The following is a 25916-nucleotide window of genomic DNA, read 5'->3' as shown; positions in this document are numbered from 1 at the left end:
TTCCTCCGATCAGCCCAGCGCGCCGCCGCAGCTGGAGCCCTGCCCCGCGGTGCAACCGTAGCAGTGACCCGCGACCACGATGTCGCCACCTTCGAGCTGGGCAGCGCTGATTTCGCTCAGGTGTAGCGGTCGTCCGTCCCGGGCTGTGACCGGCAGGTCAAGCATCTGGTTGAAATCACAATCGAAGAGATGGCCACGCCAGTCCACGCTCAACTGGCTGCGGCACATGACGCCAGGGAGGTTCTCGTCGCGATGGGCGCTCTGCAGCAGACGCATGTATTCGTTGAAGCGGCCGTGGGAGAGCAGGGTTGAACCGAAGCGCTGGATGGGCATGTTGGCCAGCGTGAACAACTCGTTGAAAACGACGCCGAGCTGCTCACCAAGATGTGTCTTGTACGCGCGCTCAAGCTCGGTCTGGGCCGGGGGCAGGCTGGGGCCCTGCGGGTTATAGACCAGGTTGAGCACCAGACCGCTGTCCGGGCGGCCATAGCCGAGCGCATTGAGCATCTTCAGCCCGGCGATGGAGGCGTCGAAAACCCCCTTGCCACGCTGGGCATTGACATTGTCTTCCAGGTAGCAGGGCAGTGAGGCGACGATGTCGACCTTGTGCTCGGCGAGGAAGGTCGCGAGGTCTTCCTGGCCGGGCTCGCTCAGAATGGTGAGGTTGCATCGGTCGATCACCCTGACCTCATTGGCGTTCGCCGCCGAGACGAGGCGGCGGAAATGGGGGTTGAGTTCCGGTGCCCCGCCGGTCAGGTCGAGGGTCTTGATGCCCGGATTCGCCGCCAGAAAATCGATGACCAGATCAACCGTCTCGCTGTCCATTTCCTCTGTGCGATTCGGGCCGGCATTGACGTGGCAGTGAAGACAGGTCTGATTGCATCGATAGCCCAGATTGACCTGAAGGGTATCGATACGGGCACGCTGAAGCGCCGGAAAGGCTGTTTTTCGAAGCAGGGGGAGAGTCGCTAGCATGCCGGATCCTTGTCGGTTCAAGCCCGTGTCGGGCGTTATTTTCGTGTCTTGAGAGCTTTGACCGTGGTGTCGTCGAAATACTTACAAGAGGGGGACGCCGGAGGCGGACTCGAGCTTGCCATCGTCATTCAATTGACTGATGTGGGTGTCACAAAAACTTAACTCGCTTGGGGCCTCAAAGGGGTAAATTGGCGTCAGGCCTCGCAAGAAGGCGAAGGAGACAGTGTCCTCGAGATGTCGAGAAACTGCTTGATCAGGAGCGTCAGATGTTCAACCTCCAACATGTCCGCGCCCAACTGGCGAATCCGGATGCCCCCGCCTCATCGTCTGTCTTCCGCGAATTGCTCGAAGCCCTCGAAAAAGGGCAGACCTTCGATCTGTCACGGTTGGATTCCCTGTCATACCAGGAGTTCGAAATCGCGGTCGAAACGATTCGCGAATGGCGCTCCCTGCGTTACATCCAGGCAGACGATCCGGTGTATTCCTTCCCGCTGCACGAGTGAGTGCCGTGATCCGTTCCAGTCAGCCCGGAGACCAACCGAGCTGCGCGAGCAGATCGGCAAACTCCGGGGCCAAAGGGGCGTCGATGCTGACCGACGCCCCGCTGTGCGGATGAGTCACGCTCAGATGTGTGCACGCCAGTAGCAGGCGATTGCTGCCCAGCCGTTCGGCAAACATGCGGTTGTGCCGGCCCTTGCCATAGGTGGCATCGCCAATGATCGGATGCGCAATATGCTTGAGGTGGCGCCGGATCTGGTGTTGGCGACCGGTGTGTGGTTCCAGCGCGACCAGTGCATAGCGGCTGGTCGGGTAGCGGTCGACCTGGAACGGCAGTTCGACGGTGGCCAGCGTACGAAAGTCGGTCACTGCCGCTTGCGGCGCTTCTGCCGTGCTTCTGGGGTCGCGCCAGTCACGCGCGTCGTGCTTTCGCGCAAGGGCATGATCGATGCTGCCTGACGCTGGCGGATGGCCCCTGACCACGGCGAGATAGCGCTTGCGGACCTGCTGTGCCTCGAACTGCTTGCCCAGTGCACCGGCGGTGACCGGATCGAGCGCAAAGATCAGTGCGCCGGAGGTGCCGCGATCGAGCCGATGGGCCGGCCACACCCGCTGACCGATCTGGTCGCGTAGCAGCTGCACCGCGAACCGGGTCTCGTGACGATCGATTTCCGAGCGATGAACGAGCAGGCCCGAGGGTTTGTGGACAGCAACGATCCAAGGGTCGCGGTACAGGATCGGCAATTCATCCTGTTGAGCGTCGCAGCTCACGCGTCGTCTTTGAAACCGTTGCGCTTCAGGTAACCCTTGCAGGCCCGGCGGATGAAAGCCATTTGTGTCTGAAAGCGCGCACAGCCGTTGCACAGCATGAGGTGCATCTTGAGCTGCATCTTCTCGCTGACCGACAGGGGGCGCTCCTGGGCAACGGACATGAGGTGCGTGGCTTCCTTGCAGCTCAGCATGTGGCGCACCCCGCGTCATCGGAGAACCAGTTGCCTTCGAGGCACTTGCGCAGGGCGATGCGAGCACGATGCAGGATGACGTGACAGTTACTCGTGCTGATGGACAGGGTCTCGCAGATCTCCTGGCTCGATAGTTCGAGCACCTCGCGCATCATGAACACGCGAGCGGTGTTTTCCGGCAGATGATCCATGCACGCATCGAAGACGGCCCAGAACTGCTGTTCTTCCATGGCCGCGTCGGGCTGGCTCCATTCCTGGGGTTTCGCTGCCGGGGTCCAGTGATCGTTTTCCTTGAAGAGGTGATCGAAGGTCGCGTCCAGACTCTCGCCTTCAAGCGCGTAGTCCGACGCGCTGACCGTCCGGGCGCGCTTGTGAATCGCATCGATGACGTTATTGCGCAGGATCGTGAATACCCATGTCTTGAGCGTCGAGCGCCCCGCAAATTGCGACGCCTTGGCCAGCGCGGTCATCATGGTGTCCTGCACCAGGTCTTCAGCCAGGTGACTGTCGCGAAGCTGCATCGTGGCGAAGCGCAACATGTCGGTGCGCAGCGCTTCGAGTGCTTCCGGCGTGACCGGTGTTTCGGCTTTGGCAGTATCCAAGAAAGCTCTCCTGGCACACGAGGATTGCGATCATATCAAACGCGTCGTCAGCCGGTGACGTTGCGCAACAAAAAAGCCGTGGCGGATTGCCACGGCTTTTTCGCGATTCGAACGGTGCCGATCAGGCAAAGTTCTTGGCAGCGAAGTCCCAGTTGATCAGGCTGTTCAGGAACGTGGCCACGAAATCGGGACGACGGTTACGGTAATCGATGTAGTAGGCGTGTTCCCACACGTCGATACAGAGCAGGGCGGTGTCGTCGGTGGTCAGGGGCGTGCCGGCAGCCGTGGTATTGACGATGTCGACGCTGCCATCAGTCTTCTTGACCAGCCAGGTCCAGCCGGAACCGAAGTTGCCGGTGGCCGACGCCGTGAAAGCTTTCTTGAAATCTTCATAGGAGCCCCACTTGGCCTTGATGGCATCGGCCAGTGCGCCGGAGGGCTCACCGCCGCCGTTGGGCGACATGCTGTTCCAGAAGAAGGTGTGGTTCCAGACCTGTGCCGAGTTGTTGAACACGCCACCAGCCGGTGCTTTCTTGATGATGGCTTCCAGATCCAGGCTTTCGTACTCGGTGCCCTTGATCAGGTTGTTCAGATTGGTCACATAGGCCTGGTGGTGCTTGCCGTAATGAAACTCGAGGGTCTCGGCAGAAATGTGCGGAGCCAGTGCATCCTTGGCATACGGCAGTTCGGGCAGAACGTGTTCCATTCGTCTCTCCTTGTTGGCAATTGGACGGTAACTCTATAACCCGACCATTCTAGTCGGGAATCAAAACTTCTCGCAACCGGCGAACGGTCTCATTCGCGCTTTTGCGTTGCAGCGCGAATGTCCGAAACGGTCGCATCAATCTCGCCTTGGTGCAACTGGACCCGGATATTTTCCCCGGCGGTCACTTGTGCTGCATCGCGCAAGATGCGCCCGTGATGATCACGGGCAATGCTGTAGCCGCGCGAGAGGACCGCTTCCGGATTGAGATGGTCCAGCGATGCGGCCAGCGCGCTCAGCCGTTCCCGGCGTGAAGACAGGTGTCGGGACATGCGTGTGACAATGGCATCGCCCGTGCGTTCAAGCTGTTTTTGCAGACCTGACAGCTCGGGTTTCTGGTTCCGGAGCCGGCGTTCCACAAACGCGAGCGTGGTGGTGTGCTGTCGCATGCGCTGGGTCAGGGCCTGACGCAGTCGCAGCGCCTGTGCCGCGAGCTCCTTGCGTGACCGCGCCACACGGTCACGGGGGTGAATCAGTCTCAGGGACTGACGGTCGAGTCGCTGGTGGGCCGTGTCGAGCTGGCGCCGCATGGCCCTGCGGAGCACGATCTCGAGATGCGCCAGCCGGCCGGCTGCTTCTGCATAACCTGCGCTCGCCAGCTCCGCGGCTGCGGTCGGCGTGGCGGCCCTGCAGTCGGCCGCAAAATCCGCGATGGTGAAATCCGTCTCGTGACCCACGCCCACAATCACGGGGACCGGGCAGGCCCGGATCGCCCGTGCGACCACTTCTTCGTTGAATGACCACAGATCTTCGAGGCTGCCCCCACCGCGCACCAGCAGGACCAGTTCGGGACGGGCTGCTTCGGGCATGGCGAGAATCTGGCCCAGTGCCGCGGCGATGTGAGTGCCTGCACCCTCTCCCTGGACGGGCGTCGGCAGCAACTCGACCGGCAGGTTCGGGGCGCGACGGGCGAGGGCGGCCATGATATCGCGCAAGGCGGCCGCCTGTGGGCTGGTAATCACGGCAAGACTCGCCGGATAGCGGGGGATCGCGCGCTTGATCTCTGGCGAAAACAGACCTTCGTTGTCGAGCTTGGTCTTGAGGCGCAGGAAGGCTTCGTGAAGGTTGCCGCGACCGGCTTCGCGAAGGCTTTCGACGTTGAGCTGGTAGTCACCGCGAGGCTCGTACAGGCTGACCGTGGCCCGCGCCTCGACCTGCATGCCGGCGCGTGGTGTGACGGTCAATCGTTGTGCCCGGGTGCGCCACAGGGTGCAGCGCACTTGCGCGCCGGCATCCTTGAGGGTGAAGTACATGTGCCCGGAGGGCGCGCGAGTGAAGTTCGAGATTTCACCGCGCACCCATAGCGGGGGAAAGCGGGTCTCGAGTGTCTCGCGGGCAAGGCGATTGAGTTCCGTGACGCTGATGGTCGAAGGAAGTGGGGTGTCATCAGGTTCCATGGGTTCGAATTCTAGCGTCAATCCACACCATGTTTTCTTTGTCAATACTTGCTGCGATGCAGCAACACTTTTTTCATGAAGAAAATTTCGTGTTTCTTAAGTGTTTGAAATATATGAATTTTAATCTCTGCTTAATTTTTGGTCGGTGTAGGAAAAAACCTTACGGGGAGCGGGTTTAGCCTCTACGCACAGAGTTCATCCACAAAGTTATCCACAGTTTTTGTGGATGGTTTCACAAAGCCCTTATCCCGCCGGGGTTTACCCGTGTTTCTCATGGAATATTGCACTGTGCTGGACGAAATCGGGCCATCAACGATAGCATTTCGGTTTAACGATTTTTCGGGGGAGTAAGCGCGCGTGTTCGAGATCATCAAGGCGGCCGGTTGGCCCATCTGGCCGCTGCTGTTTGCATCTGTCATCGCCGTAGCCCTCATTATCGAGCGCTCCATCACTCTCCGACGCAGCAAGATCGTCCCCAGCGGACTGCTCGAAAAAATTGTTGCCGATCTGCGCCGCCATGGGGTCAGCGCGGACATGATTCAGCGTGTCCAGGCGCACTCGCCTCTGGGACAGGTGCTGGCGGCGGGCCTGCGCAACGTGAAAAGCCCGCGGGAAGTGATGAAGGAATCCATCGAGGAAGCCGGTCGTGCCGTGGTGCATGACCTTGAGCGTTTCCTGACGACGCTGGGCACCATTGCTTCGATCAGCCCGCTCATGGGGCTGTTCGGCACCATCGTGGGCATGATCGAGATCTTCGGGTCTCAGACGCCGGGTGGGGCAAACCCGCAACAGTTGGCCCACGGTATTTCCGTGGCCCTCTACAACACCGGGTTCGGTCTGATCATTGCCATTCCGGCGATGATCTTCTGGCGCCACTTCCGCGCGCTGGTCAACACCTTCGTGCTCGACATGGAGCAGCAGGCGATCAAGCTCGTGGAAGTCGTCCACGGCGAGCGTCGCGGGTAAGGGCGGCCCCATGCGCTTCCAGACCAACCGGCGCCAGGAAGAGCCGGAAATCAATCTGATTCCGCTCATCGATGTGCTGCTGGTGATCATCATTTTCCTGATGCTCACCACCACCTATGCGCGATTCGCCGGCATGGAACTCACACTGCCGAGTGCGGCAGCTGAAGAAGTGGACGGCCAGCCCAACGAGTTGAACGTTGCCGTGACCGCCGAGGGCGATGTGCTGGTCAATCGAGTGCCGGTGGTCGGGGGGGATGTGGACAGCATCGCGGCGGCGCTCGGCCGTGCCGTGCCGGCCAATACGCCGGAGCCGCTGGTCATCATCAACGCGGATGCCAAATCGGCCCACCAGCGGACCATCGATGTGTTGCAGGCAGCGCAGCGGGTCGGGCTGGCCAAGATCACCTTCGCGACCCGCAACGACGAGTAAATCGGTGGCGGCGAACAGGCCGGCGTTCTGGCAGCAGCGTTCCGGTTGGGCCCTGCTGCTGTGGCCGGTCTCCCTCGTTTTTCTCTTGCTCTCAGGCCTCAGGCGCCTGTGCTATCGGCTGGGCGTGCTCAAGTCTCGGCGCTCGCCGGTGCCTGTCGTCGTCGTTGGCAATATTGCGGTTGGCGGCAGTGGCAAAACCCCGGTGGTGGTGTGGCTGGCGAGCGCGCTCGAAGCGCGTGGCTGGTCGCCGGGCATCGTCAGTCGAGGCTATGGCCGCAAGGACGACGCCATCCGCATCGTGGCATCGGGGGACACGCCCGCGTCGGTCGGTGATGAACCGCGCTTGCTCGCACAGCTGACCGGCGTGCCCGTGGTCGTTGGCGCTGATCGGGCCGAAGCGATTCGGCACCTCCTGGCGGCGTGTCCAGCGGTCGATGTGGTCATCAGCGACGACGGCCTGCAACACCTGGCCATGGCACGTGATGCTCAAGTGGTGGTGGTGGACGAACAGGTGCTCGGCAATGGCTGGCTCTTGCCCGCCGGGCCCTTGCGTGAGCCGGTCGCCCGCCTTGGAGAGGCTTCGGTACTGGTGGTGCACGGAAGGGTGTCCGACAAGCTGATGGCGCGACTGCCTGATGTGCCACAGGTGTCGATGACGCTCGATGGAACGCATTTCGAAGCAATCTCCAACCGTGCCGAGCGGCGTTTGGCCGCCGATTTTGCGGGGCGTCGCGTGCATGCCGTGGCAGGCATCGGCCGGCCCGAGCGTTTCTTCGACCAGTTGTGCGCGATGGGGCTGGACGTCGTCCCGCACCCGTTCCCTGATCATCATGAGTATGTGCCTGAAGATCTGGCCTTCGAGCCGGGCGAACCGATCCTGCTCACGGAGAAGGATGCGGTAAAATGTGCGCCGTTCGCGCCGGCCGACACTTGGGTGTTTCCGGTCAGCGCCCGAATTTCCGAGGCTGCGCTGCAGCCCATTCTCGACTCACTGGATCGCCATGGACGCCAAGCTGCTTGAAATTCTCGTCTGCCCTGTTTGCAAGGGCGCTCTTGAGTACCGCAAGGCCGAACAGGAGTTGGTCTGCCAACCGTGTCGTCTGGCCTATCCGATTCGCGACGACATTCCCGTGATGCTGGAGGATGAAGCGCGCGAGCTGGATGCGTCTGAAGGCGAGGACGCGTGAGCGCTTTCAAGCTGGTCATTCCGGCGCGCTACGCGTCGAGCCGTCTGCCGGGAAAACCGCTGGCCGACATCGCCGGCAAGCCCATGATCGTGCGCGTGCTCGAGCGTGTGGCCGGTTCTGGCGCTGACGAGACCTGGGTCGCCACCGACCATGATGGCGTGGCGCATGCAGTCACCTCGGCCGGTGGTCAGGTGTCGATGACGCGCGCAGACCATCCCACTGGTACCGATCGTCTTGCCGAGGTGGTCGAACAGCGCGGCTGGGCGGATGAGAGCATCGTGGTGAACGTTCAGGGTGACGAGCCGCTCATTGATGTGGCGCTTGTGCGGGGGGTGGCCGAGGCACTGGCCGCCGATCCTGACGCCGCGATTGCCACCGCGGCACATCCGATCGATTCGGCTGACGATGTTTTCAATCCGAACGTGGTCAAGGTGGTGACCGATGCAGCCAGTCGGGCGATGTATTTCTCGCGTGCGCCCATCCCGTGGGCGCGTGACGCATATGCCCAGAATCGTGACGCCATCCCTGCCGGGCTTGGGGTGCTGCGTCATATCGGCATTTACGCCTACCGGGCTGGCTTTCTGCGTCGCTATACCTCAATGGCGCCTGCTCCCGTCGAACAGTGGGAGGCGCTCGAGCAGCTGCGGGCCATGTGGCATGGCGAACGGATTCATGTCCTCACGGTGGCACTTCCGCCGGCGCCGGGGGTGGATACTCCGGAAGACCTCGAGCGGGTCAGCCGGATGTTTGACCGTGAGGGGCTTTCCGAGTAACTTCGCCGTTTCTCAAGAAGCGGCATACGACCGTCAATAAACGCACAACAAGGGAGGGCGTCATGCGTTTAATCCTGTTGGGACCGCCGGGAGCGGGCAAGGGGACCCAAGCCAACTTTATCAAGGAGAAATTCGGTATTCCGCAAATCTCCACCGGGGACATGCTGCGTGCTGCCGTCAAGGCCGGGACGCCCCTCGGTATCGAAGCCAAGAAAGTCATGGACGCCGGTGGTCTGGTGTCCGACGACATCATCATCGGTCTGGTCAAGGAGCGTCTGCAGCAGGACGACTGCAAGGCCGGCTACATGTTCGATGGCTTCCCGCGCACGATTCCCCAAGCGGATGCACTGAAGGATTCCGGCGTCGCTGTCGACGTCGTGCTCCAGATCGATGTGCCCGATTCGGAAATCATCGAGCGCATGAGCGGTCGTCGCGCTCACGTGGCCTCGGGTCGTACGTACCATATCAAGTACAACCCGCCGAAGGTCGAAGGCAAGGACGACGTCACCGGTGAAGACCTCATCCAGCGTGACGACGACAAGGAAGAGACGGTGCGCAAGCGTCTGGAGGTGTATCACGCCCAGACCAAGCCGCTGCTCGACTACTACCAGTCCTGGGCAGCGACGGGTGAGGCCGCGGCACCGCGCGTCGAAATCATCTCCGGCCTGGGTTCGGTCGACGAAATTACAGCCCGTGCATTTGCTGCCTTGAGCTGATCGCTCTGCAGCTGCATGATGAACGCGATGGCACCCCACCGGGACCATCGCGTTTTTCTTTGTCTCGCGGGAATCGACCTTTCATGAAGCGCAGGAACCTGTTGTATGCGCAGTCCGGTGGTGTCACGGCCGTCATCAATGCCACGGCAGCGGGCGTCATTGCCGCCGCACGGGCCCACCCGGAGACCATCGGGCGCGTGTATGCAGCGCGTCATGGCATTCTCGGTGTACTCCGGGAGGAGCTGGTCGATTGCACGACATTCGACGATGCCGACTGTCGTGCGCTCATGGCGCGCCCCGGCGGCGCGTTCGGGTCATGTCGCTTCGACCTCGATCCACCGGAGGAGAATCCGGCCCAGTTCGATCGGTTGATCACGGTCTTCTCTGCCCACGACATTGGTTACTTCCTCTACAACGGGGGCAACGGGTCGATGGATACGGTCATGAAGCTCTCCGCCGCCGCGCGCTCTCGCGGCTATCCGCTGACCTGTGTCGGTGTGCCCAAGACGGTGGACAACGATCTGCTGGGAACGGATTGCTCACCCGGCTTCGGATCGGCTGCCAAATACCTGGCGACTTCAATGCTTGAAGCCGGGCTCGATCTTAAGGCGATGTCGAGTCGGCGCGGGCGTGTCTTCGTGATGGAGGTCATGGGGCGCAATTGTGGCTGGCTGGCCGCATCGACGGTACTGGCGCGCCGTGTGGCCGATGATCCGCCCCATCTCGTTTTGTTCCCCGAGCGCAGCTTCGACGAAACGGCCTTCCTCGCCAGGGTGAAGGCCTGTGTCGAACGGCTCGGCTACTGCGCCATCACCGTGGCTGAAGGCGTTCGCGGAAAGGACGGGCGCTTGCTCATCGAGCAGGACGAAGATGCCAAGGGTTACATTCAGCTCGGGGGGATTGGTCAGTTCATTGCCCGACTCATCCATACCCGGCTGGGTTACAAGCACCACTGGACCGTGCCGGATTACCTGCAACGCTCGGCCGGCCATCTGGTGTCGGCGACGGATCGTGCGCAAGCTGAAGGTGTCGGATGGGCTGCGGTGCAGTATGCGGCGGCGGGGCGCGACAATGTCATGCCGGGCATTGTTCGCCGAAGTGATGTGCCTTACCGCTGGCAGACTGCGCCGGTCGATCTGGCGGGTATCGCTAACGCCGAGCGCCGCGTGCCGGACGAGTTCATCTCCGAGTGTGGATTCGATATCACCCCGGCGGCAATCACGTGGTTGAAACCCCTGGTCGACGGGGAGGTGATGCCGCCATTTGCGGGGGGGGTGCCGGACTATCGTTGTCCGGAAGCCCCTGCGGTGATCAAGAAGCTGGCCGACTACACCGTATGAGACGCAAGCTATGCATGGTCCTGCTGTGTGTGTTGTTCGGCACCGCGTGGGCGCAACAGGCCACCCCGGAGCTGGCGACCGGGCATACGTTCAAGCCGGCGGTCAAGGCAGCCCGATTCATGGCGGTTACGGCGAATCCTCACGCCACAGACGCTGCCGTAAGCATTCTTCGCGCGGGTGGTTCAGCGACTGACGCTGCCATTGCGGCTGCACTGGTACTCAATGTGGTCGAGCCGCAATCATCCGGGATCGGTGGGGGTGGGTTCCTGCTTCACTATGCGCGTGATTCCGGTTTGCGTACCGCCTATGACGGCCGCGAGCGCGCGCCGGCGGCTGCCGACGAGGCGTTGTTTCTTCGCGCTGATGGCGAGCCATTGGGCTTTTTCGATGCGGTCGTCGGCGGGCGCTCGATCGGTGTGCCCGGTCTGCTGAAGATGTTGGAACTGGCACATGGCGACAGTGGGCGGTTGCCGTGGCGACGCTTGTTCGAGCCGGCGATCCGTTTGGCGGAAGCAGGTTTCCCGGTCTCGGAGCGCTTGCATGCCTTGCTCGCGGCTGATCGTTTCCTGCGTCAGGATGTGGCCGCACGGCGCCTCTTCTACACCGCGTCGGGCGATGCGCTTCCTGTCGGAGGTCTGCTGAGAAATCCATCGCTCGCACGGGTCTTGCGCGCAGTCGCGGATGGTGGTGCGGACGTGTTCTATCGTGGTGAAATTGCCAAGTCTATTGTCGATGGCGTTCAGGCAGCAGCCAATCCGGGTGTGCTGTCCCTTGATGATCTGGCGAACTACGAAGCAAGGCGGCTCCCGGTGCTGTGCGGCGAATACCAAGGCTTTGAAGTGTGCGGCATGCCGCCGCCCAGTGCCGGTGGTGGGACGGTGCTTGAAATTCTGGGTCTCTTGAAGCGATTCAGGATGCAGGAGCGGGCGCCCGGCTCGCCGTTTGCCATGCACCTGTTCGCCGAATCGAGCCGGGTGGCGTTTGCCGATCGTGATGCCTGGTACGGCGATCCGACGACCATGACGGTGACGCCGGCCGATCTGCTTGCACCAGACTACCTGCAGCAACGCGCACAGCTGATCAATCCCGCGCAAGCTGCCGACGGCGCGGTGGAACCCGGCTTGCCTCAGGAGGCTCGTTCAGTGCATGCCCGCTCGCCGGAATTGCCGTCCACCAGCCATCTGTCGATTGTGGACGCCCAGGGCAATGCCGTGGCGATGACCGCTTCGATCGAAAATGCCTTCGGCAGCCGTCTCCTGGTGTCCGGCTTTCTGCTCAACAATCAGCTGACGGATTTTTCCTTTCGGCCCCGCAACGAGCGGGGACTGCATCCGAACCGTGCGGGTGCGGGGCGTCAGCCGCGCAGTTCCATGGCGCCGACGCTGGTCTTCGATGCGCAAGGAGATCTCTACGCCGCATTGGGCTCGCCCGGTGGGAGCCACATCATCAACTATGTCGCAGGAACGCTGGTGGGCCTGATTGACTGGGGCATGCCGCCTGACGCGGTCATCGCCTTGCCCCATGTCAGCAATCGCAATGGCACGACCGAAGTGGAAGACACGCCAGAGGGTGCTGCGCTGGCCGAGGTCTTGGTCGGGGTGTTCGGGCATCAGGTCAAACTCAGGGATCTGACGAGTGGCCTGCACGTGATCGTGCGCGACGGGGCCGGGTGGCTCGGTGCCGCCGACTCGCGCCGCGAGGGTACGGTCGGCGGGGAGTGAGACCGATCAGGCCGGCACGTCGGGATTGAGACTGTAGGTGACGGTCATGCTGGCGGATGCCAGCGTGTGAGCGGCGATCGCCTCGCGAACGTCTTGGCCGGTAAAGCGCCCCTCAACCGGAACCGAGTCCAGGTCGGTTGCGTACAGCGTAAAGATGTAGTGGTGCTTGATGCTGTCGTTCCACGGCGGGCAGGGGCCGTCATAGCCGTAGTAGTCTCCGCCCATGTCGGCGTCGCCAGCGAACCAGTTGGTGTAGTCGTTGATGCCCTGGCGAGTGCCTTGGGTCGCGGCGGGGCCGGATTTGCCCTTGGCGGTGACTTTGCTCGAATACTCGCCTTCCCTGATTTCACCGCTGGACGGGTCGATATCAACCAGCACCCAGTGGAAGAAATCCACTCGCGGGAGATCGGGCGGAACTGTCTTGCCCTCCTGGTTGACGTCGTCGCCCTTGCTCGGAACATCCTTGTCGTGGCAGATCAGAACCAGACTCTTGGTGCCGGCGGGCAGGTCGGCCCAGGCAAGATGAGGGTTGAGATTGCTGCTTAGCGAGACGTGACCCTCGTCGGCAGGGACGCCGAACGCGTATTTCCCACTGATCGGCTGACCGTTGACCATGCTGTTACTGCTCAGCTTCATGAATCGCTCCGTGGCTATCGTGATGACATGGCTTCGATTCTAGCCCGGATCGAATTTTCGCTAGGCAGCACGCCTCGAAAAATCCCGGGGGCGGAAACCGAGCACGAACAGGACGGCGAAGTAGGTCACCGCGCCCGCGACGACCACGCCGGTCAGTCTTAGCGCCCGCTCCAGACCTGGATGATTGACCCATGCGGCGTCATCTCCCTTGGCCAGCCACAGCACGGCGCCGAGTGCCGCCAGGGCGAGGCAGAGCTTGAGCGCAAAGACACCCCAGCCGGGTCGCGGCCGGAAGATGTCGATACGGCGCAAGCCGCGAAACAGCATGAACGCGTTCAGGCACGCCGCCAGCCCGATCGACAGGGCCAGACCTGCGTGCTTGAGCGGGCCAATGAAAGCAAGGTTCATCAATTGCGTCGCCACGAGAGTGATGATGGCGATCTTGACGGGCGTTCGAATGTCCTGGCGCGCGTAGAACCCGGGGGCCAGCACTTTCACGAGAATCATGCCCGTGAGGCCGATGCTGTAGGCGATGAGTGCCGGCTGTGTGGCAAATACATCTGCGTCGGCAAATTCACCATAGTTGAACAGCGTTGAAATCAGCGGAACAGAAAGGACAGCCAGCGCAAGTGCGGCCGGCAGGGTCAGCATCAGGGTCAGGCGCAGGCCCCAGTCGAGCAGGTCGGAAAACCCCTCCGGATTGGCGTCGGCGTGGTATTTCGACAGGCTGGGCAGCAGGATGGTGCCAAGGGCGACCCCGAGCAGGCCGGCAGGAAACTCCATGAGTCGATCAGCGTAGTAGAGCCAGGACACACTTCCGCTGATCAGGAAAGAAGCAAAGATGGTGTTGATCAGCAGTGAAATCTGCGCCACTGACACCCCAAGGGTGGCGGGTGCCATGAGCTTCAGAATGCGTCGCACCCCGGGGTCTTTGGTATGGAGGTCAAAGCGGGGCAACAGGCCGATCTGCCGGAGCGGGCGCAACTGCAAGGCCAGTTGCAGTACACCGCCGATGAAGACGGCCCAGGCCAGCGCAAGTACCGGCGGGTCGAAGTACGGCACGGCGAACAGCGCCATGCCGATGAAACTGATGTTGAGCAGCACCGGCGTGAACGCGGGAATGGCAAAGCGGCTCCAGGTATTGAGTACACCGCCAGCCAGCGCGACCAGTGACATGAAAAAGATGTAAGGAAAGGTGATTCGGGTCAGTTCGACGGTGAGCGCGAATTTTTCCGGCTCGTCCGCAAAACCCGGCGCGGAAACATAGATGATGAGGGGGGATGCCAGCGCACCGAGCACTGAGATGGTCAGCACCACGAGGCCGAGCAGGGTCGCAACCCGATTGATGAGTGCATGAGCGGCTTCGTCACCCTGCTTGTTCTTGTATTCTGCAAGAATCGGTACAAAGGCTTGCGAAAACGCGCCCTCGGCAAACATCCGCCTCAGCAGGTTGGGCAGCCGGAATGCCACAAAGAAGGCGTCGGTGGCGGCGCCCGCGCCGAAGCTTTGCGCGATGACGAAGTCGCGAACGAAGCCGAGGATGCGCGAGAGCAGGGTCATGCCGCTGACGGTCGCCAGGGCGCGAAGCAGATTCATGGAGATACCGGGTCCGGTGCTGACAAGATGCCGAATGATACTGTGTTCGGTGTCAGCGAACGGTTTTGCATTCGGGCTTGCGCAATGGCGGCATACGCGCTAAACTCGCGCGTTTTCAGATTCACCCTAAGTACAACAGGACGAACATCTTATGGCCAATTCGGCACAAGCCCGTAAGCGCGCTCGCCAGGCATCTGCTCAACGCGACCACAATGCGAGCCTGCGTTCGCGTCTGCGTACGGCGATCAAGAACGTGCGCAAGGCGGTTGAAGCTGGTGATCAGGAAGCGGCTCGCAACCTGTTCCGCGCTTCCCAGAAGACCATCGACATCATCGCTGACAAGAAGATCATTCACAAGAATGCTGCTGCGCGCCACAAGAGCCGCCTGTCTGCAGCTATCAAGGGAATGGCTGCCTGATCGCGGTTTCGGCGGTCTCAAAAAAGGCGACCATCGGGTCGCCTTTTTTGTTGCTGCGCGATGACGACTTCAAGCTTCGGCTTCGTCCGGTGCAATCGGTTCGATCGTCAGGTCGTTGTCGTTGGCGAAATTGATCAGGAATTTGTAGGCGAGGGGTTCGATGTCGTAGAGCCTGGCGTCGACAATGACCGATTTGTGCCCTTCAATCGTGCAGCTTGGCCTCACGTAGGGCGAATACATCATCCGGTTGTCGGCTCCGAAGGCGGACATGATGCCGCACAGGCGGTCAGCCCAGTCGCTGGGTCTGAATTTCTTGTTTGCGCTCGTCACGCCCACGATGACGAAGCTTTCGATCTTGTTGGTCATAGCTGACACCGCAAAGCCCGGTTCGGGCTGTCCTCTCCCTCGTGGACATGGCGCTCCGGGTAACTCAGAGCTCCCTCTTTTGTGCGCCACGGCATGAGTCGCGGATTCTAGCAGATTTCCGCCCTCGGTCGCATGGTTCGATGCGTTGCAGCATTCCTTGATATGGCGCAAAGGACGTGGTTTCGAACCCGTGCATGGTTTTACAAGATTGTGCGGATGAACTAAGATCGACGGTTTCCGTTCGGCAGGTGCGAGAGGTGCTCCTGACGATATTCATTCCAGATTTATCAAGGCATTAGCGTCATGTCTCATGTGATGAACACCTATGGTCGATTGCCCGTGGCGTTTTCCCACGGCGAAGGGGCGTACCTGTTCGATAACCATGGCAAGCGATATCTGGATGCGCTGTCGGGCATTGCCGTCTCCACGCTTGGGCACAACCACCCGGATCTGGTCAAGGCAATCGCTGATCAGGCAGGCAAGGTGCTGCATACCTCCAACCTCTATGGCATTCCGAATCAGGAGGCTCTGGCAGATCGTCTGGCGGAGTTGTCACGCATGGACTCTGTGTTCCTGTGCAACTCCGGTTGTGAGGCCAACGAGGCGGCCATCAAGCTGGCACGTTACTACGGTCACAAGCGCGGGGTCGAAAATCCATCGGTGATTGTCATGGAGCACGCCTTCCATGGGCGGACGATGGCGACCCTGTCGGCAACGGGGAACCGCAAGGTTCAAGCCGGTTTCGAGCCCCTCGTATCCGGTTTCGTGCGTGTGCCGTTCGATGACATCGAGGCGGTTGAGCAGGTGGCACTGACCAACAAGAGTGTTGTCGCCGTGCTGCTCGAGCCGATCCAGGGTGAGGGCGGTATCCATGTGGCGCACATGGACTATCTCAGGGCGCTTCGCGAGGTCTGCAACACGAATGAATGGCTGATGATGCTGGATGAAGTCCAGTGTGGCATCGGCCGCACCGGCAAGTGGTTCGGCCATCAATGGGCCGAATTGCTGCCGGACGTCATGACGCTGGCCAAAGGGCTGGGGTCAGGTGTTCCCATCGGTGCGTGCCTGACGGCGGGGCGTGCCACGGGTGTTTTCGGACCGGGTAACCATGGGTCCACTTTTGGCGGCAACCCGCTGGCGTGCGCAGCTGCGCTGACGACGCTCAATGTGCTCGAGCGCGACAGGCTACTCGAAAACGCAGCCGCGCGAGGCGAGCAGTTGCGCGGTGAAATGGCCAAGGCCCTGGAGGGGGTCACTGGTCTGGTCGAGATTCGGGGCGAGGGGCTGATGATCGGGGTTGAACTCGATCGTCCGTGTGCCCAGCTCGTGACGGATGCACTGGCCGCGGGAATGCTGATTAACGTCACTGCTGAGCGTGTGGTACGGCTGCTGCCGCCGCTGACATTCACCGACGCCGAGGTGAGTGCGCTTGTTGAGGGGCTTGCGCCACTGATTCGTCAGTTTCTGGCGGCCTGATCGGAGTATTCCTGGCTCATGGATGCCATCAAACACTACCTGCAATTCAAGGATTTCACGCAAGAAGAATACGCGTACCTGTTCGAGCGCGCGGCGTGGATCAAAGACAAATTCAAGAACTATCAGCCGCACCACCCGCTGTTCGACCGGACGCTGGTGATGATCTTCGAAAAGGCGAGTACGCGTACCCGCCTGTCGTTTGAAGCCGGCATGCATCAGCTCGGTGGTTCCGCGATTTATCTCAATACCCGGGACTCTCAGTTGGGCCGGGGTGAGCCGGTTGAAGATGCTGGTCAGGTCATTTCGCGCATGAGCGATGTGGTCATGATCCGGACCTTCGATCAGGACGTGATCGAACGTTTCGCGCTGAACTCGCGCGTGCCGGTGATCAACGGGCTGACGAACGAGTATCACCCGTGCCAGATCATGGCGGATATCTTCACCTTCATTGAACACCGTGGCGACATTCGCGGAAAGACGGTGGCGTGGATCGGTGATTCGAACAACATGTGCAACACCTGGCTGCAGGCGGCCGAACTGCTGGACTTCAATGTCCATGTCTCAACGCCGCCGGGCTACGAGGTGGAGCCCGAACGGGCAGGGCTTTACAGCACGAACAATTTCGAGCAGTTCGCCGATCCGATGGATGCCTGCAAGGGGGCGGACCTGGTGACCACCGACGTGTGGACGTCCATGGGTTTCGAAGCCGAGAACGAGGCACGCAAGACCGCGTTCAACGACTGGTGCGTGGACGAAGACATGATGCAAGTGGCAGCGAAGGACGCCGTGTTCATGCATTGCCTCCCCGCGCACCGTGGTGAAGAAGTGACCGCCGAAGTGATCGACGGGCCGCAGTCAGTGGTCTGGGACGAGGCCGAGAATCGCCTGCACGTGCAGAAGGCCTTGCTCGAGTATCTGGTCGTTGGCCGTGTCGGCGACAACTGAATTCAGAGAGAACCAGTCCGGGGGCCCCTTGGCGCACCCGGTCAACATTGTCAGGAAGAGCGATGAGTGATGTTAACAAGGTAGTGCTTGCCTACTCGGGCGGGCTGGATACGTCGGTGATCCTCAAGTGGCTGCAGGACACCTATCAATGCGAAATAGTGACCTTTACGGCCGACCTGGGTCAGGGTGAGGAGCTCGAGCCGGCTCGGCAGAAGGCGCTGAAGTTCGGCATCAAGCCGGAGAACATCTACATCGACGATCTGCGCGAAGAATTCGTGCGTGATTTCGTGTTCCCGATGTTCCGCGCCAACACGGTTTACGAAGGCGAGTACCTGCTGGGCACTTCCATCGCGCGTCCGCTCATCTCCAAGCGCCAGATCGAAATCGCGCGCGAAACCGGCGCCGATGCGGTGTCACACGGCGCAACCGGCAAAGGCAACGACCAGGTGCGTTTCGAGCTCGGTTACTACGCGCTGATGCCCAACGTAAAAGTGATCGCCCCTTGGCGTGAGTGGGATCTGCTGTCGCGCGAGAAACTGCTCAAGTATGCAGAAGACGCCGGCATCCCGATCGAGATGAAGCATCGTCAGGGCGGCGCGCCGTATTCGATGGACGCCAACCTGTTGCACATCTCCTACGAGGGCCGTCACCTCGAGAACCCTTCGGCTGAAGCTGAAGAGTCCATGTGGCGGTGGACTGTCTCGCCCGAGGCAGCACCGGACGCGGCCGAGTATCTCGATCTGGAATTCGAGAAAGGTGATCTGGTCGCCATCAACGGCGAGCGCATGGCGGCGTATGAACTGCTGGCCAGGCTCAACCAGGTCGGCGGCAAGCACGGTATTGGCCGTCTTGATCTGGTCGAGAACCGTTACGTGGGCATGAAGTCCCGCGGTTGTTACGAAACGCCGGGGGGCACGATTCTGCTCCGCGCCCACCGCGCCATCGAGTCCGTGACGCTGGATCGCGAAGTTGCCCACCTCAAGGACGATCTGATGCCGCGTTACGCGAGCATGATCTACAACGGCTACTGGTGGGCGCCGGAGCGCCTCGCCATCCAGGCGTTGATCGACCAGACGCAGCAGACCGTCAATGGCTGGGTGCGCGTCAAGCTCTACAAGGGCAACGTCATCGTGGTGAGCCGCGATTCGAAGACCGATTCGCTGTTCGATCCGACCATTGCGACCTTCGAGGACGATGAAGGTGCGTACAACCAGGCGGACGCGCATGGTTTCATTCGTCTGAACGCGCTCCGCATGCGGATTGCCGAAAACGCGCGCAACAAGCGCTGAGGAGTGTCGTGGTGGACAGCGGACCGCTTATCTTCGGGCTGACCGTTGCGGAATTTGAAGAAATTTCGCTTAAGGTATGTTTTACCGGCCTGATTCTTTACATGCTGTTCATTATTGGCAATCTGGCGAAACAGTCGAAGGCTGGGCGCTACGGAACGGTGTGGATGTTCCTGGCGCTCGGGCTCGGGTTTGTCGGGTTTGTGGCCAAGGGGCTGATCGCCAAGATCATGGGGATCGAATAAGGACCGGCCACGTCATCGTAACAAGGGAAGGAGAGGGGACCATGTCGCAGGACGCCGTGATTGAAAACGTGTCTGTCGAAAAGACGGCCAACGTCTATTTCGGGGGCAAGTGCGTGAGCCACAGTGTGACGCTGTCTGACGGAACGAAGAAGTCCGTCGGCATCATCATGCCGGCCACGCTGACCTTTAACACTGCTGCGCCGGAAGTGATGGAGATCGTCAGTGGTGCATGTAGCGTGCGCCTCGGCGGCGATGCCGAATGGCGTAGTTTCGAGGCCGGGCAGACTTTCGAGGTGCCGGGCAATTCGAGTTTTGACATTCAGGTGGTGGGCACGCCACTGCATTACGTCTGTCACTTCGGTTGATGACCCGCCGACGGCCGCCGAGTGCGGCCGTTCTCTTTGAGCGTTGTCATTGAGAAATCTGTCGAGGAAAAAACAAGATGCCTTCATTCGATATCAGCTCTGAAGTCGAGATGGTCGATCTGCGCAATGCCGTGGAGAGCGCCAATCGCAAGATCACCAATCGTTACGACTTCAAGGGCACGGATGCCCGTATCGAACAGAATGACAAGCTCCTCACCTTGCATGGTGACAATGACTTTCAGCTGGACCAAATGAAGCAGATCCTGCTGCCCGAGATGACCGCGAAGCAAATCGATGTTCGCTGTCTCGAGTACGGTGACCTGCAAACGGTCGGTGGAAACAAGGTCAAGCAGGAGCTGAAGGTTCGTGTCGGCGTTGAGCAGGATCTGGCCAAGAAGATCGTCAAAATGATCAAGGATTCAAAGGTGAAGACGCAGGCCGCCATTCAGGGTGATGTCGTGCGCATCACAGGCAAGAAGCGCGACGACCTGCAAGCGTGTATCACCCTGGTGAAGGCTGAGATCAAAGACTATCCTCTACAGTACGGTAACTTCCGGGACTGAAAAGATGGATGTTTCAAGCGCTTCGTCTGCGTCGCAAATGGACTTGCGAACCCAGGTATCCAATGAGGTCCAGAAGCGGGCACAGGAGATCCAGGCGCAGAATGCGCAGCAGCTGATCAACAGCCTGCCGCAGACCCAGCCCACGCCCGATCCGGAGGCAACAGTGGGATCACAAATCAATATCTTTGTCTGATGACTCACCGCCGTCCGGCGGTTCGTATCGTTCGGTGGTAATAGGGCCGGTCGCGAGTGACCGGCCTTTTGTTTATCCTCGTGACTTGGACCTCCAGATGCCTCATCGCAGGGGACCGCATAAAATGGAGGCGTTCCGAAACTCGGGTGATAGGGCTTGATGGCTAAGATGAACCTCAGCTGGCGAATCGTCAGTGTTTGCTTCGGCCTGCTGGTCTGCGGCGCTGCACATGCAGTCGACGTGGCCGTCGGGGGTATTTTCCCGGGCAAGGCGTTACTGGTCATCGATGGCGGTCCGCCCAAACTGGTGGCACCGGGCAATAGCGTGGCGGGTGTTCGTGTCGTCGCCATTCGTGGTGAAACCGTTGAACTGGAAGTGGATGGCAAGCGCCAGCGCCTGCGGCTCGGCGATCATGTGGTTCGTTCAGGTGGGGGCGGCGCGACCGCTTCCAGTACGATTACGCTGACGGCGGATCCTCGTGGTCATTTTTCCACGCTCGGCTCGGTCAATAGCGCGACAGTGCGTTTTCTGGTCGACACCGGCGCCAGCCTGATCGCCATGGGGCAATCCGACGCGCAGCGTGCGGGGATCGACTTTCTGAAGTACGGGCGACCCAGCCTGGCGCAGACGGCGAACGGCGTCGTCAAGACCTGGATCGTCAAGCTGAACAAGGTCCGCATTGGCGATGTCACACTCCATAATGTAGATGCCGCGGTGCATGAATCCGACCTGCCGTTTGTCCTGTTGGGCATGAGTTTTCTCAATCGCATGGAAATGCAACGCGACGGTGATACCTTGACGCTTCGACGGAGATACTGAGACCTGTGTCTGAAATGGCCGCGCCTTGTGAGAAGGGGTCAGGCGTGCCGACGCTGACGGCGGCAGGCTTGCGCACCTGTTTTGCGCAGGGGCCGAGCGCCGCGCCGATCATCGAGGACGGTGCCGAAGGCCATTTCCGCCCGGCGGCAGTCCTTGTGCCCGTGGTGGTGCGGCCCGAAGAATTGACGGTGTTGCTGACCAAGCGGACCGATCACCTCCATCACCACCCGGGACAGATATCGTTTCCCGGCGGGCGCGTCGAGGATTCCGACGACGGCGCCATTCACACAGCGCTTCGAGAGACCGAGGAAGAGGTCGGCCTCCATCGGCGACATGTTGAATTGCTGGGGCGCTTGCCCCTTTATCGCACCGGCACCGGCTTTCAGGTGACGCCGGTGGTCGGGCTCGTACATCCACCCTTTGATTTGAGCATCGATGCCTTTGAAGTGGCAGAGGTGTTCGAGGTGCCGCTGTCATTCCTGATCGACCCACGGAATCATCGCCAGGAAACCATGTTCTACCGTGGTCGTGACCGCACGTACTACGCCATGCCATGGCAGGGCTATCACATATGGGGTGCAACGGCAGGGATGCTGGTCAGCCTTTCCGCCTTCTTGCACGAACGCATTTGATCAGCGACAAATTGCGTTTCATTGAGTGTGCTATCGTCGAGCGCTCTGATTTCAAGTGCGTGGAGTCCGCGTCCAGTCCATGAGTCTCATTGTCATTGTGCTTGCCCTGCTGATCGAGCAGGTGCGGCCCATGCCTGTGGCGCGCTGGGTCCTGCGACCGCTCGGGCGCCTGGCGACGTACATTGAAGAAAAGCTCAACGATGGGCGATTGAACAGCGGCGTCGCGGCGACGGCGCTGTTGGTGGTGTCCTGTACCGGCGCTACGTGGTTGATTTACGGGCTTCTGGAATCTGTTCAGCCGGTGCTTGCATTCGCCTTTTCCCTGCTTGTGCTCTACATGACCATGGGCGTTCGCCATGAAAGCCACTACTTCACCGATATTCACGTTGCCTTGCGCCTGGGGGAGTTGTCGCGCGCCCGCATGCTCTTGGGCGAATGGTCGGGACGCGATTGCGAAGCCGCCGACAGTAGTGAGGTGACGCGGCTCGCCATTGAACAGGCCCTGGTCTCGGCACACAGAAACGTGTACGGCGCCATCTTCTGGTTCATCTTGCTGCCCGGTCCCGTGGGGGCTGTGCTCTACCGGGTGTCGAGTTTTCTTGACCTGCACTGGGGTGCGCGGCAGGATGAGGAATTCGGTCGATTCGGCGAGGCCTCCAGAGCCTGGTTCGGGTGGATCGACTGGCTGCCTGTCAGACTCACCGCGTTTTCTTTTTCCGTCGTGGGTAATTTCGAGGATGCCGTTCTGTGCTGGCGAACCCAGTCGGGACTTTGGATGAATCGCAGTTCGGGTATATTGTTGTCCAGTGGTGGCGGGGCGCTCGGTGTGCGCCTTGGTCTGCCGCGACATGAAGCGGGCCAACTCGTCGACCGGCCCGAGATGGGGTGCGGTGACGACGCCCGCATCGAATTCATGCAGGGAACCGTCGGGTTGATCTGGCGAGCCCTGTGTTTTTGTCTGCTTGCGCTGGCCTTGATAGGAATCGCCAGTTGGGTAGCACATTGATCTCTTGGAGGGAGTGATTCATGGCAAATCGTGAAGTCGTAGTTTTGAGTGCCGTCCGTTCCGCTATCGGTGGTTTCGGGGGCTCGCTGAGTGGCATGGAGCCTGCGGATCTGGCTGGTCTCGTGATGAAGGAAGCCGTGGATCGCTCCGGTGTCGATCCACAACAGATCAACTATGTGACGGTCGGTAACTGCATCCCGACCGAAGCACGCTATGCGTATGTTGCCCGTCTGGCCTCCATCCAGGCTGGTCTGCCCATGGATTCCGTGGCCATGGCGGTCAACCGCCTGTGCTCCTCGGGTCTCCAGGGCATCGTCAGCACCTCCCAGTCCATCATGCTGGGCGATTGCGATTTTGGTGTTGGCGGTGGCGTTGAAGTCATGTCCCGTGGTGCCTACCTGTCCCCGGCGATGCGTACTGGTGCGCGCATGGGCGATACCGCGTTGGTTGACGCCATGGTGGCGGTCCTGACCGATCCGTTCGGTGCCGGTCACATGGGTATCACCGCAGAAAACCTGGCCGAGAAATGGGGCATTACCCGTGAAGAGCAGGATGCTTTCGCGCTCGAGTCTCAGGTCCGTGCCGCCAAGGCAATCGAAGCGGGTTACTTCAAGGATCAGATCGTGCCGATCACCCTGAAGAGCCGTAAGGGCGAAACCATCTTCGATACCGACGAGCACCCCCGTGCCACCACCATGGAAAAGCTTGGCGCCATGCGTCCGGCCTTCAAGAAGGACGGTACGGTCACGGCCGGTAACGCCTCTGGTATCAACGACGGTGCCGCCTTCTTCGTGCTGGCTGAAGCCAATGCAGCAGAAAAAGCGGGCCACAAGCCGATGGCGCGTCTGGTGTCTTATGCGCTGGCGGGTGTGCCCAACCACATCATGGGCGAAGGTCCGATTCCGGCCTCCAAGATCGCACTTCAGCGCGCCGGCCTGACCGTCGACCAGATGGATGTGATCGAGTCCAATGAAGCCTTCGCTGCTCAGGCGCTGGCCGTGGCCAAGGGGCTGGAACTTGATATGGCCAAGACCAACCCGAACGGCGGCGCTATTGCGCTGGGTCATCCGGTCGGTTGCTCTGGTGCGTTCATCGCGACCAAAGCGGTCTACGAGCTCCAGCGTACCGGTGGTCGCTACGCGCTGGTGACCATGTGTATCGGTGGTGGTCAGGGTATTGCAGCCATTTTCGAACGCATGTAAGCCGAGCGTTTCCAAAAAAAGCCCCGCTCGTGCGGGGCTTTTTTTCGTGGTTTTGTCGGACGCCTGCTGCTTGAGTTGGTTGATCAAGTCGGAGCCATTGGAGCGCCTCAAGCCTGTCCTTGCGCTGCCGTAGAGAGTTTGTCGCGTGGTTGTTATGCGCGCTCAAGTTCTATGATCCTAATTGCGTTAGGGGCGATCGAATGAAGCTTCAAACACTCAGGGCAAAACTGTTGCTCATCTGTATTGTTGCTATAGCGGGCCTCTTGCTTGCCAGCGGTTTTCAGGTCTACGAGATGCGCTCTCGCATGTTGGAAGATCGTCGCTCGCTGCTCAACAGTGCGATGGACAATGCCATCAGCGTGCTCGATTCGTTTCAGCAACGAGAGAGCAAGGGCGAGTTGTCACGCGAACAAGCGCAGGCGGGAGCGAAAGAGGTGTTGCGTCACATGCGCTATCGAGGCAACAACTACTTCTACGCTTACGACGGAAAGGGCTTCGGCGTGATGCATCCGATACGCGCCGAATATGAAGGAATCAGTCATTGGGATCGAACGGACAAGAACGGTGCATACACTGTTCGTAACCTTCTCGATGCAGCTCGCAAGGGCAATGGTTTCACCAGCACCTTGACGCCAAAGCCCGGCAGCGACGTGGCCATTGAGAAGTGGCAACACGTCAAGTTCTTCGAGCCCTGGGATTGGATGGTTGGCACCGGTCTGTACGTGGATGACATAGATGCTGCCTTCGAGCGGACGCTGATGAGGGTCGGGAGCATTGTCTTGCCTTTGCTGGTGGTCATCATCGTTCTGGCAGCATGGCTTGTTCGTGCGGTGCAGCGACAGATTGGTGGCGAGCCGAGTGTTGTCATGGCGCTAATGAAGCGCGCAAGCGATGGTGAATTGAACCTGGATGTTGGTTCCGCGCCAGAGGGAAGCGTGCTGGCGTCTTTGGGGCACATGATGAACAATCTGCGCACCTTGATCGGTCAGATTCAGGAGAGTGCCCGCAGTGTGCTCAACAACACCAAACACATCGCGTCGGCTGCCGAAGTCGTGTCAAAGGCTGCACGTGGCCAGTCCGATGCCACATCTGCCATGGCGGCCTCGATTGAGCAATTGACGGTGAGTGTGAGTCACGTTTCAGAGAGCGCCGAAGAGACTGAGGTGACCTCGGCGCAGTCAGTCGAGCGGGCGGGGAAGGGGGAGCAGACGGTTAGCGGTGCCGCCGATGAAATCAGTCGTATCGCGCATGGCGTCTCCGAGACAGCGGAACGCATCCGCGCGTTGGGTGGCCGGGCGAAAGAGATTTCGAGCATCGCGGGCGTGATCAAGGAGATCGCAGCGCAAACCAACTTGCTGGCACTCAATGCGGCAATCGAAGCGGCCCGGGCGGGCGAGCAGGGGCGAGGATTTGCGGTGGTGGCCGACGAAGTGCGCGTGCTGGCCGAGCGTACTTCGAACGCGACTGTTGATATTGAGCGAATGATCGATGCGATTCAGGGGGAAACGGCCGCCGCTGTAAGTGCGATGGATGAGACGCTGCCATTGGTTGACAATGGAGTAAAACTAACCCGGAACGCAGCTGCTGAGTTGAGCGTGATTAAAGAGGGCGCTAAAGGAGCGCTGTCTCGTGCGAAGGACGTGGCCTTGGCGACCCGGGAGCAACGAGAGGCCAGTACGCTAATTGCGCAAGAGGTTGAGACCATTGTCCAGATGGTTGAGGAAAGCAGCGCCAACATGGGCAGCACCGCCGAGACTGCTCGGGAGCTCGAACGGATCGCCCATGCTCTGGCCAACGCTGTGACCCGCTTTCGCTGCTGAACCTTGGCGTGCGGTATT

Annotated in this window: 31 protein-coding genes; 22 read left to right on the top strand and 9 right to left on the bottom strand. The window is 60.5% G+C overall.

Going from position 1 to position 25916, the window contains the following annotated elements; translation table 11 throughout:
• Nucleotides 1–9 precede the first annotated feature (9 nt).
• Entirely contained in the window at nucleotides 10–975 is a 966-nt protein-coding gene (arsS, locus tag J0W34_RS12815) for an arsenosugar biosynthesis radical SAM (seleno)protein ArsS (RefSeq protein ID WP_230969042.1), read from the bottom strand.
• Nucleotides 976–1241: 266 nt separating this feature from the next.
• Here arsS and J0W34_RS12810 point away from each other — a divergent pair, with 266 nt between their 5' ends.
• On the top strand, nucleotides 1242–1478 hold the full coding sequence (locus J0W34_RS12810; protein WP_227814138.1) for a hypothetical protein: 237 nt from the start codon (nucleotides 1242–1244) through the stop codon (nucleotides 1476–1478).
• 19 nt (nucleotides 1479–1497) lie between these two features.
• On the opposite strand, the gene J0W34_RS12805 is transcribed toward J0W34_RS12810, so the two are convergent.
• The 5 genes from J0W34_RS12805 to xseA form a co-directional block, all read right to left on the bottom strand.
• On the bottom strand, nucleotides 1498–2244 hold the full coding sequence (locus J0W34_RS12805; RefSeq protein WP_227814139.1) for a pseudouridine synthase: 747 nt from the start codon (nucleotides 2242–2244) through the stop codon (nucleotides 1498–1500).
• A complete protein-coding gene (locus J0W34_RS12800; protein WP_227814140.1) occupies nucleotides 2241–2435 on the bottom strand; it encodes a zf-HC2 domain-containing protein in 195 nt (64 codons plus the stop codon). Before J0W34_RS12800 ends, J0W34_RS12805 begins: the two co-directional genes overlap by 4 nt.
• Nucleotides 2429–3037 (bottom strand): sigma-70 family RNA polymerase sigma factor, encoded by a 609-nt coding sequence (locus J0W34_RS12795; protein ID WP_227814141.1) that lies wholly within the window; start codon nucleotides 3035–3037, stop codon nucleotides 2429–2431. The genes J0W34_RS12800 and J0W34_RS12795 overlap by 7 nt, the downstream gene beginning before the upstream one ends.
• A 121-nt stretch (nucleotides 3038–3158) precedes the next feature.
• The gene (locus J0W34_RS12790; RefSeq protein ID WP_230969041.1) at nucleotides 3159–3743 is read right to left on the bottom strand and encodes a superoxide dismutase; all 585 of its coding nucleotides are present in this window, start codon (nucleotides 3741–3743) and stop codon (nucleotides 3159–3161) included.
• 89 nt (nucleotides 3744–3832) lie between these two features.
• Entirely contained in the window at nucleotides 3833–5197 is a 1365-nt protein-coding gene (xseA, locus tag J0W34_RS12785) for an exodeoxyribonuclease VII large subunit (RefSeq protein ID WP_230969040.1), read from the bottom strand.
• 357 nt (nucleotides 5198–5554) lie between these two features.
• On the opposite strand from xseA, the gene J0W34_RS12780 reads away from it, so the two are divergent.
• The 8 genes from J0W34_RS12780 to J0W34_RS12745 all read left to right on the top strand — a co-directional run bounded on the left by J0W34_RS12780 (nucleotide 5555) and on the right by J0W34_RS12745 (nucleotide 12330).
• The gene (locus tag J0W34_RS12780; protein ID WP_227814144.1) at nucleotides 5555–6163 is read left to right on the top strand and encodes a MotA/TolQ/ExbB proton channel family protein; all 609 of its coding nucleotides are present in this window, start codon (nucleotides 5555–5557) and stop codon (nucleotides 6161–6163) included.
• A 10-nt stretch (nucleotides 6164–6173) separates the two neighbouring features.
• Nucleotides 6174–6593: an ExbD/TolR family protein gene (locus tag J0W34_RS12775; protein ID WP_230969039.1), complete on the top strand. Its 420-nt coding sequence runs from the start codon at nucleotides 6174–6176 to the stop codon at nucleotides 6591–6593.
• Between the two features lie 4 nt (nucleotides 6594–6597).
• Nucleotides 6598–7614 carry a tetraacyldisaccharide 4'-kinase gene (gene lpxK / locus J0W34_RS12770; RefSeq protein ID WP_230969038.1) on the top strand — a complete coding sequence of 339 codons (1017 nt, stop codon included), beginning with the start codon at nucleotides 6598–6600 and terminating at the stop codon, nucleotides 7612–7614.
• Nucleotides 7595–7780: a Trm112 family protein gene (locus tag J0W34_RS12765; RefSeq protein WP_230969037.1), complete on the top strand. Its 186-nt coding sequence runs from the start codon at nucleotides 7595–7597 to the stop codon at nucleotides 7778–7780. The genes lpxK and J0W34_RS12765 overlap by 20 nt, the downstream gene beginning before the upstream one ends.
• Nucleotides 7777–8553 (top strand): 3-deoxy-manno-octulosonate cytidylyltransferase, encoded by a 777-nt coding sequence (kdsB, locus tag J0W34_RS12760; protein ID WP_230969036.1) that lies wholly within the window; start codon nucleotides 7777–7779, stop codon nucleotides 8551–8553. Before J0W34_RS12765 ends, kdsB begins: the two co-directional genes overlap by 4 nt.
• Before the next feature lie 62 nt (nucleotides 8554–8615).
• Nucleotides 8616–9269 carry an adenylate kinase gene (gene adk / locus J0W34_RS12755; protein ID WP_227814149.1) on the top strand — a complete coding sequence of 218 codons (654 nt, stop codon included), beginning with the start codon at nucleotides 8616–8618 and terminating at the stop codon, nucleotides 9267–9269.
• 83 nt (nucleotides 9270–9352) lie between these two features.
• Nucleotides 9353–10609, top strand: a complete 1257-nt coding sequence (locus J0W34_RS12750; RefSeq protein ID WP_230969035.1) for a 6-phosphofructokinase — start codon at nucleotides 9353–9355, stop codon at nucleotides 10607–10609.
• A complete protein-coding gene (locus tag J0W34_RS12745; RefSeq protein WP_230969034.1) occupies nucleotides 10606–12330 on the top strand; it encodes a gamma-glutamyltransferase family protein in 1725 nt (574 codons plus the stop codon). The genes J0W34_RS12750 and J0W34_RS12745 overlap by 4 nt, the downstream gene beginning before the upstream one ends.
• A gap of 6 nt (nucleotides 12331–12336) precedes the next feature.
• On the opposite strand, the gene J0W34_RS12740 is transcribed toward J0W34_RS12745, so the two are convergent.
• Both J0W34_RS12740 and murJ read right to left on the bottom strand, forming a co-directional pair.
• Nucleotides 12337–12966: a YbhB/YbcL family Raf kinase inhibitor-like protein gene (locus J0W34_RS12740; RefSeq protein ID WP_230969033.1), complete on the bottom strand. Its 630-nt coding sequence runs from the start codon at nucleotides 12964–12966 to the stop codon at nucleotides 12337–12339.
• Between the two features lie 60 nt (nucleotides 12967–13026).
• Complete coding sequence (murJ, locus tag J0W34_RS12735) at nucleotides 13027–14562, bottom strand: murein biosynthesis integral membrane protein MurJ (protein ID WP_230969032.1); 1536 nt, start codon at nucleotides 14560–14562, stop codon at nucleotides 13027–13029.
• A gap of 151 nt (nucleotides 14563–14713) precedes the next feature.
• Here murJ and rpsT point away from each other — a divergent pair, with 151 nt between their 5' ends.
• Nucleotides 14714–14980: a 30S ribosomal protein S20 gene (gene rpsT / locus J0W34_RS12730; RefSeq protein ID WP_227814154.1), complete on the top strand. Its 267-nt coding sequence runs from the start codon at nucleotides 14714–14716 to the stop codon at nucleotides 14978–14980.
• Nucleotides 14981–15049: 69 nt separating this feature from the next.
• On the opposite strand, the gene J0W34_RS12725 is transcribed toward rpsT, so the two are convergent.
• Entirely contained in the window at nucleotides 15050–15346 is a 297-nt protein-coding gene (locus J0W34_RS12725) for a DUF3579 domain-containing protein (RefSeq protein WP_227814155.1), read from the bottom strand.
• Nucleotides 15347–15649: 303 nt separating this feature from the next.
• Here J0W34_RS12725 and J0W34_RS12720 point away from each other — a divergent pair, with 303 nt between their 5' ends.
• The 12 genes from J0W34_RS12720 (at nucleotide 15650) to J0W34_RS12665 (ending at nucleotide 25898) form a co-directional block, all read left to right on the top strand.
• On the top strand, nucleotides 15650–16822 hold the full coding sequence (locus tag J0W34_RS12720; RefSeq protein ID WP_230969031.1) for an aspartate aminotransferase family protein: 1173 nt from the start codon (nucleotides 15650–15652) through the stop codon (nucleotides 16820–16822).
• Between the two features lie 18 nt (nucleotides 16823–16840).
• Nucleotides 16841–17767 (top strand): ornithine carbamoyltransferase, encoded by a 927-nt coding sequence (argF, locus tag J0W34_RS12715; RefSeq protein WP_227814157.1) that lies wholly within the window; start codon nucleotides 16841–16843, stop codon nucleotides 17765–17767.
• A gap of 62 nt (nucleotides 17768–17829) precedes the next feature.
• Nucleotides 17830–19056 carry an argininosuccinate synthase gene (locus J0W34_RS12710; RefSeq protein WP_227814158.1) on the top strand — a complete coding sequence of 409 codons (1227 nt, stop codon included), beginning with the start codon at nucleotides 17830–17832 and terminating at the stop codon, nucleotides 19054–19056.
• An 11-nt stretch (nucleotides 19057–19067) separates the two neighbouring features.
• Complete coding sequence (locus J0W34_RS12705) at nucleotides 19068–19298, top strand: DUF2788 domain-containing protein (protein WP_227814159.1); 231 nt, start codon at nucleotides 19068–19070, stop codon at nucleotides 19296–19298.
• A gap of 41 nt (nucleotides 19299–19339) precedes the next feature.
• Nucleotides 19340–19663 carry a pyrimidine/purine nucleoside phosphorylase gene (gene ppnP / locus J0W34_RS12700; protein WP_227814160.1) on the top strand — a complete coding sequence of 108 codons (324 nt, stop codon included), beginning with the start codon at nucleotides 19340–19342 and terminating at the stop codon, nucleotides 19661–19663.
• Between the two features lie 77 nt (nucleotides 19664–19740).
• Nucleotides 19741–20226, top strand: a complete 486-nt coding sequence (locus J0W34_RS12695) for a YajQ family cyclic di-GMP-binding protein (protein ID WP_227814161.1) — start codon at nucleotides 19741–19743, stop codon at nucleotides 20224–20226.
• 4 nt (nucleotides 20227–20230) lie between these two features.
• Nucleotides 20231–20419, top strand: a complete 189-nt coding sequence (locus tag J0W34_RS12690) for a putative motility protein (RefSeq protein WP_227814162.1) — start codon at nucleotides 20231–20233, stop codon at nucleotides 20417–20419.
• Nucleotides 20420–20578: 159 nt separating this feature from the next.
• Entirely contained in the window at nucleotides 20579–21238 is a 660-nt protein-coding gene (locus J0W34_RS12685) for a retropepsin-like aspartic protease family protein (protein ID WP_227814163.1), read from the top strand.
• 44 nt (nucleotides 21239–21282) lie between these two features.
• Nucleotides 21283–21870: a CoA pyrophosphatase gene (locus J0W34_RS12680; RefSeq protein ID WP_407941096.1), complete on the top strand. Its 588-nt coding sequence runs from the start codon at nucleotides 21283–21285 to the stop codon at nucleotides 21868–21870.
• A 79-nt stretch (nucleotides 21871–21949) separates the two neighbouring features.
• On the top strand, nucleotides 21950–22876 hold the full coding sequence (locus J0W34_RS12675; RefSeq protein ID WP_230969030.1) for a CobD/CbiB family protein: 927 nt from the start codon (nucleotides 21950–21952) through the stop codon (nucleotides 22874–22876).
• 20 nt (nucleotides 22877–22896) lie between these two features.
• Nucleotides 22897–24078, top strand: a complete 1182-nt coding sequence (locus J0W34_RS12670; protein ID WP_227814165.1) for an acetyl-CoA C-acyltransferase family protein — start codon at nucleotides 22897–22899, stop codon at nucleotides 24076–24078.
• A gap of 200 nt (nucleotides 24079–24278) precedes the next feature.
• Complete coding sequence (locus J0W34_RS12665) at nucleotides 24279–25898, top strand: methyl-accepting chemotaxis protein (protein ID WP_230969029.1); 1620 nt, start codon at nucleotides 24279–24281, stop codon at nucleotides 25896–25898.
• Nucleotides 25899–25916: the final 18 nt, after the last annotated feature.

This window comes from Nitrogeniibacter aestuarii (genome assembly GCF_017309585.1).
GTDB lineage: Bacteria > Pseudomonadota > Gammaproteobacteria > Burkholderiales > Rhodocyclaceae > Nitrogeniibacter > Nitrogeniibacter aestuarii.
The sequence above is the reverse complement of the archived record's forward strand: the minus strand, read 5'-3'. Positions and strand labels throughout refer to the sequence as shown.